This window comes from Tepidibacillus fermentans, assembly GCF_004342885.1.
GTDB lineage: Bacteria > Bacillota > Bacilli > Tepidibacillales > Tepidibacillaceae > Tepidibacillus > Tepidibacillus fermentans.
The window spans coordinates 56170-62291 of record NZ_SMAB01000013.1 but is presented as its reverse complement, the minus strand read 5'-3'; the positions used below and the strand labels follow the sequence as shown (position 1 = coordinate 62291).

At 38.0% G+C, this 6122-nt stretch carries 5 protein-coding genes; 3 read left to right on the top strand and 2 right to left on the bottom strand.

Annotation, left to right across the window (positions count from 1 at the left end):
- Positions 1–182: 182 nt before the first annotated feature.
- Positions 183–509: a prenylated flavin chaperone LpdD gene (gene lpdD / locus EDD72_RS08805; RefSeq protein ID WP_132769435.1), complete on the bottom strand. Its 327-nt coding sequence runs from the start codon at positions 507–509 to the stop codon at positions 183–185.
- Between the two features lie 6 nt (positions 510–515).
- Entirely contained in the window at positions 516–2678 is a 2163-nt protein-coding gene (locus tag EDD72_RS08800; RefSeq protein ID WP_132769433.1) for a cell division protein FtsA, read from the bottom strand.
- Between the two features lie 256 nt (positions 2679–2934).
- On the opposite strand from EDD72_RS08800, the gene EDD72_RS08795 reads away from it, so the two are divergent.
- The 3 genes from EDD72_RS08795 to EDD72_RS08785 all read left to right on the top strand — a co-directional run bounded on the left by EDD72_RS08795 (position 2935) and on the right by EDD72_RS08785 (position 6036).
- Positions 2935–4014, top strand: a complete 1080-nt coding sequence (locus tag EDD72_RS08795) for a bifunctional 3-deoxy-7-phosphoheptulonate synthase/chorismate mutase (RefSeq protein ID WP_132769431.1) — start codon at positions 2935–2937, stop codon at positions 4012–4014.
- 295 nt (positions 4015–4309) lie between these two features.
- On the top strand, positions 4310–5308 hold the full coding sequence (gene ccpA, locus EDD72_RS08790; RefSeq protein ID WP_132769429.1) for a catabolite control protein A: 999 nt from the start codon (positions 4310–4312) through the stop codon (positions 5306–5308).
- Between the two features lie 29 nt (positions 5309–5337).
- Positions 5338–6036 carry a 5'-methylthioadenosine/adenosylhomocysteine nucleosidase gene (locus tag EDD72_RS08785; RefSeq protein ID WP_132769427.1) on the top strand — a complete coding sequence of 233 codons (699 nt, stop codon included), beginning with the start codon at positions 5338–5340 and terminating at the stop codon, positions 6034–6036.
- Positions 6037–6122 lie beyond the last annotated feature (86 nt).

The window sequence follows — 6122 nt, the reverse complement described above, 5'->3', positions numbered from 1 at the left end:
CTAAATTTCCCCCGTTAACCAAGAATTCTATCCCTATTATACAAAAAAACCTGTAGATTTGGCCACTAGTTAGGGACTTTGTCTACAAGCTGAAACTTCAGCTTTGTTGGCTGAAGTTTTTTTAGCGGATCGGAGCAGCGTTAGAACATACAAGCCAGTGATACAAACCTATTTTTATGGAATTATTCCAAAGCTTTGATGATTTGTTTCATAGCATTTCGTACATAAGCCTCGATCTGACAAATATCATCTTTTGTGGCTTGATGGATATGAATCCCCATTAAGACGGAAACCGTACGATGTAATGTCTGAGCAGCTAATTCTGCAAACTCCCTTGCCAATTCACCCTCTTTGTGGTGCGGAAGTTGTGTCACCTCAACATGAATTTTATTTTCGTTCACGTAAGCAGTTGCTACAGCACCAATATGAGCTACTCCACCTGAAACAAGAATGACCAAGTCTTCTCCCATCTTGAAATGTTGAATCTGAATCTGATATGGATTCGTCATGTTCCTTCACTCCCACCGTAATTCTAGTTGATCTCCGTGTTTAATAGGTGAATGAAATTCTGCAGGTTCACCGTTAATTCGCAGAACATATCGACTTGCTCCTTGAGGCATTGATATTGAAAAATCAATATAACGAAAAACATCACTAAATGTGGGTTGTTCCTGATTTTCAATCATTTCAATTAGACTATTTGGCTTGAGCGGATCATTAAGAGAAGCCTTTTTTTTGTTGACATAGATTTGCAGCTCCTTAGGCTGAAGGATCAGAGGTTGTCCATTAAAGGTAACTTCAATTTCAAAGAAAGGAAATATATGCTTTTCTTTTTCAACTAAGTCACGAACCGTTGGAAATGGCAATTCTTCTTGATCCAATGTAATGTGATCTCCATTTGCTATAAAGTCTTGCAATGAAACTTCTTTTTGATTTCGATAGATTTTTCTTGGATGATAGGTCAGCGTTTTCGGTTCCCCATTTAAATAGACTTTGATCTCATTTTTCGAATACGGAATGGTTGAATATCCAAGAAGAACCAATACTTCTTCAATGGTGGTAACATGATAGAAGCGAATTGAATCACGATCATGAATAGGGTTTGAATAATCTGCGTCAATCCCGTTGATTTCTACTAAGGGTTTCAATATATAGTCCTTTCCATTAATGGTAATATGATAAGGTTGAATAGGGGAATGGGATAACGTCTCTTTAACGGTTAAAGTAGCGTCCTTTCCATCGATTCCTGGAGTCACTTCAATAATATCTCCATTATGAATCGGGGTATCTAAAGACGCTAATTCACCATTCAGTAGTAGGATTGGAAGAGACCCATATTCACCAGGAAAGAAGCATAACTTGCCATTAATTTTAACAGTTAAACCCATTCCGGGTTTTCCAAATAATTTATTTACAGCGATACCTGCCGCAATAAGCGCATCACCGATTGTCATCGATTTCATTTCAAAGAGCCTTATGATTTCCCCATTTACTTGTAGTGTAATATATTGAATGGGCTTCTCCCTTGAAGAAATCCCAATCCCAATTGGTGTTACCAAATCTGGCCCTTTTAGAATAGAATCTGGCCAAATGATGGAATATTGAATCGCATCGATACTACGAATCGCCACACGCTGAAGGGGGAGTTCTAACTGCTTTGCGATCTTTTCTGTTAATCTAGGTGTTTGACTACCACCACCTACAAGCATAATTGCTTGAGGGGGTTTTCCGTTTAACTCCAGTATTTTTTGTGTAATATGATGAGCCAAATTTTCAATCTCTTGATCGATTTGATCGAGAACCGTTTCTGATTTGACATTTTCGGTGACACCTAAAATATCAGTAATTGTAACTTCTTCTACTGTAGATAATTGTCGTTTTATTTCCTCGGCAATATGGAAGTCTAACAAAAATTGTTGACTAATAGCCTCAGTAATTTCGTCTCCTGCAAAAGGAACCATACCATAAGCAACGACAGTACCATCTGCTGTGATCGCGATATCAGAAGTCCCAGCACCAATATCGACTAGAGCGATATTTAATTTTCGCATCGATGGAGGAATTAAAACATGAATCGCCGCAATCGGCTCTAAGGTTAGAGCTTCCATTTGCAGATCGGCTCGAGTTAACGATGAAATCAACGAATCGACTACCACTCGCGGTAGAAAGGTAGCAATGATTTCAACAGAAGCGATTTTCCCTCGTTGATCGATCAAATTCCCTATGACTTGATGATCCAAATAATAATTGACAACACTATAACCGACACAATGATATTTGGTAATATCTTGATCAGACTGATCTTCTACAATTAGCTTTTGCGCTTGTTGTACTGCAGACAACTCCAATGCACGAATATCTTCTTTTCGCAGTAAAGGTTGCCCTTCAATTGGTAGATCGATTTTTACTCGATAAGTCTTTAATGAGCGTCCTGCTGCAGCAACAGCAACCTGATGTAACAAACCGTTTTTCGCTTCTAACTCTTCTTTCACGGATTGAATTGTTTCTGATACTGCAACCACATCATGAATCTGCCCGTCCAGCATCGACCGATCTTTGTGTTCTTTCATTTTTATATCTTTAATTAGGAATGTCCCATCTTCTAATGGCTGAATAATGACCCCGATCACACTGCGAGTACCAATATCGAGTGCAAATATGGGTGTTTGTTGTGTCAAGTTAAATCTACTCCTTTATAAGTTGAATAAATCTAAGTAAACTTTTCGCCTTGCTCGGTGATAAAAAATGGTTATCTTTTATCTATTCTATTTTAGTTTAGAAAATCCTTGTTCTTCTGGCAATGGAGAAAAGAAAAGAATAGAAGAGTGAAAACGTTTTAAATTTTAGAAAATTCGTGACAGTCGCTCATTGACAGAAAATAACGGTTGAAGTATAATTCATGTAATTTTTTAAACTTGGAAGGAGATGACTAAGGTGAGTAATCAAGAATTAGAAGAGTTAAGATCAAAACTGGATGAGATTAATTTGAAATTGTTAGAATTATTGAATGAAAGAGCAGAGATAGCCCAGCTTATTGGTCATCTAAAAACAAAACAAGGCATGGTAAAGTTTGATCCTGTTCGAGAACGTGAAATGTTGAATGAATTGGTAAAACATAATCGTGGGCCATTTGATGACAATACGGTACGCCATCTGTTTAAACAGATTTTCAAAGCTTCTCTTGAATTACAAGAAGAAAACAAAAACAAACAACTATTGGTTAGTCGTAAACGTCACCCAGAAGATACGATTGTCATGGTTGGAGATACTCCTGTAGGGAAAGAACCTATAATGATTGCCGGCCCATGTTCTGTTGAAAGTGAAGAACAAGTAAATACTGTGGCAAAAGTTCTTGTAGACCAAGGGGTAAAATTAATTCGCGGTGGAGCATTTAAGCCGAGAACATCTCCTTATGATTTTCAGGGGTTAGGAATTGAAGGATTAAAAATCCTACGCCGTGTAGCGGATCGTTATGGACTTAAAGTGGTCAGTGAAATTGTGAACCCTGCCGATATCGAAATGGCTACTGAATATGTAGATGTGATTCAGATTGGTGCTAGAAATATGCAAAATTTTGAATTATTAAAAGCAGCAGGGCAAGTGAAAACACCTGTACTTTTAAAAAGAGGTTTGGCTGCGACCATTGAAGAATTATTATTTGCAGCAGAGTACATTGTTTCTAGAGGAAATTCCCAAGTGATTTTGGTTGAACGGGGAATTCGAACGTATGAAAAATGGACCCGTAATACATTAGATATTCTCGCTGTACCCATCCTCAAGCAAGAAAGTCACTTACCGGTACTCGTGGATATTAGCCATTCAGCAGGAAGAAAAGATATCGCCATTCCAATTGCAAAAGCGGCATTAGCTGCAGGTGCAGATGGAATTATGGTAGAGGTTCATCCCGACCCTTCAGTTGCATTATCGGATGCAAATCAGCAGCTAAACTTAGAAGAATTCACAAATCTGATGTCTGCATTACAGTTACCAGTTACCTCGTCTACCGTAAAATAGAAGAAAATGGGGCAAGAGAAACGTTTTTCAGTTGGAAAACGTTTCTTTTTTTTAGTATACTAAGTCTAAGATTTTTGGAACAATAACTCTCTTAAAAAACATGAAATGGCTTGTATGTTTTAACGCTGCTCCTAATCTTACGGCTTTCCTTGAATTAATAGTTAGTAGGAAAACTCGCTTGCTAAAGTCGCAGTTTATAGAATCATACAAGTGATAATACACAATTGAATGAACGAATATTTTATCGTAGAATAACAATAACTTGATAACGATTTCGTGAACGGAGAGTGTAATTATGCCAGTAACCATTTATGATGTTGCAAGAGAAGCTGGGGTATCCATGGCAACGGTTTCGAGAGTTGTAAATGGAAATCCGAATGTAAAACCGGCTACACGCAAAAAAGTATTAGAGACGATTGAAAGGTTAGGCTATCGGCCAAATGCTGTTGCAAGAGGTCTAGCCAGTAAAAAAACAACCACTGTAGGAGTTGTCATCCCTGACATCTCGAATCCTTTCTTTGCAGAAGTAGTAAGAGGAATAGAGGATATTGCACGAATGTATCATTACAACATTATCTTGTCAAACTCTGATAAGAATGTGGACAAAGAACTTTCCTTAATTAACACACTCTTAGAAAAGCAAGTGGATGGATTATTATTCATGGGAGGGGAAGTAACAGAGGAACATTTGAATATCTTTAAGACGTCAACGGTTCCCATTGTTTTGGCTGCAACAAAAGATTCCCAAAACATGTTTCCATCTGTAGACATTGATCATTATCAAGCCGCAAAAGATGCAGTTGAAGCGTTTATTCAGTATGGACATCAAAGAATCGCTTTAATCACTGGCCCCCTTACTGATCCTTTGACAGGGTTAGCACGTTTTGAAGGATATAAGGATGCTCTTAGGGAAGCAAATATTCCGTTTAGAGAGGATTATGTGAGAGTAGGTAATTACCGTTATGAATCTGGAATGGAGGCAATGAAATTTTTCCTAGAGCTATCCGATAGACCAACTGCTGTTTTTGCAACCAGTGATGAAATGGCAGTAGGTGCGATTCATGCCATTCAAGACAAAGGATTAACGGTTCCAGATGATATTGAAGTTCGTGGTTTTGATAATATCCCAATCTCCTCGATGGTTCGACCATTATTATCCACGGTATCTCAACCTCAATATGATATTGGTGCTGTGGCGATGAGATTTTTAACCAAACATATGAATGAAGAGCCGATTACAGAACAGAATGTGATTCTTGAGCATGAATTAATCAACCGTTCTTCGACAAAATAAATCTGAATATTATCTTTAGGGGGAAAACGATGAGAATCGGCATTATAGGGGCAATGGATGAAGAAATTGAATTATTTCAGGAGGGTATGAGTCACTTACAACAAAAAAAGAAGGCATCAATTCTTTTTTATGAAGGGGAAATGAATGGCAAATCCGTCGTTCTATGTAAATCTGGTATTGGTAAAGTAAATGCTGCAGTCACTACGCAAATCTTGATTGATGAATTTAAAGTGGATCGTATCATTTTTACAGGTGTTGCCGGTGCACTACACCCTGATCTTGACATCGGAGATATTGTTATCTCAACTGCAGCACAACAACATGATGTAGATGTGACTCCACTAGGTTATGAGAAGGGAATTATCCCAGATCAAGAAAAGTCTGTCTTTGAGGCAGACCAACAATTAATCTCATTAGCGAAAAAGGCAAGTGAAGAAGTGAATGAAGGGAAGGTCTTCACAGGTTTGATTTTATCCGGCGATCAATTTATTGCCGATCGAGATCAAGTGCGTGAACTATATGAAACATATGATGGAATGTGTACGGAAATGGAAGGGGCGTCTGTCGCTCAAGTATGCCATATGAATCTAGTTCCTTTTGTGATTATCCGTTCAATGTCAGATAAGGCAGATGGTTCCGCACATGTGAATTTTGTGCAGTTTACAAGACTCGCCTCCAAACGAAGTTATCAGATTGTCGATAAGATGTTGAAAATGATGGAAGGTTAACTTTTTTGGCAGTGTACGAATTAAAAGGAAAGCCTATTATGGTCAATGTCCCATAATAGGCTTTTTTTAATTTTAGGAGCCATAGT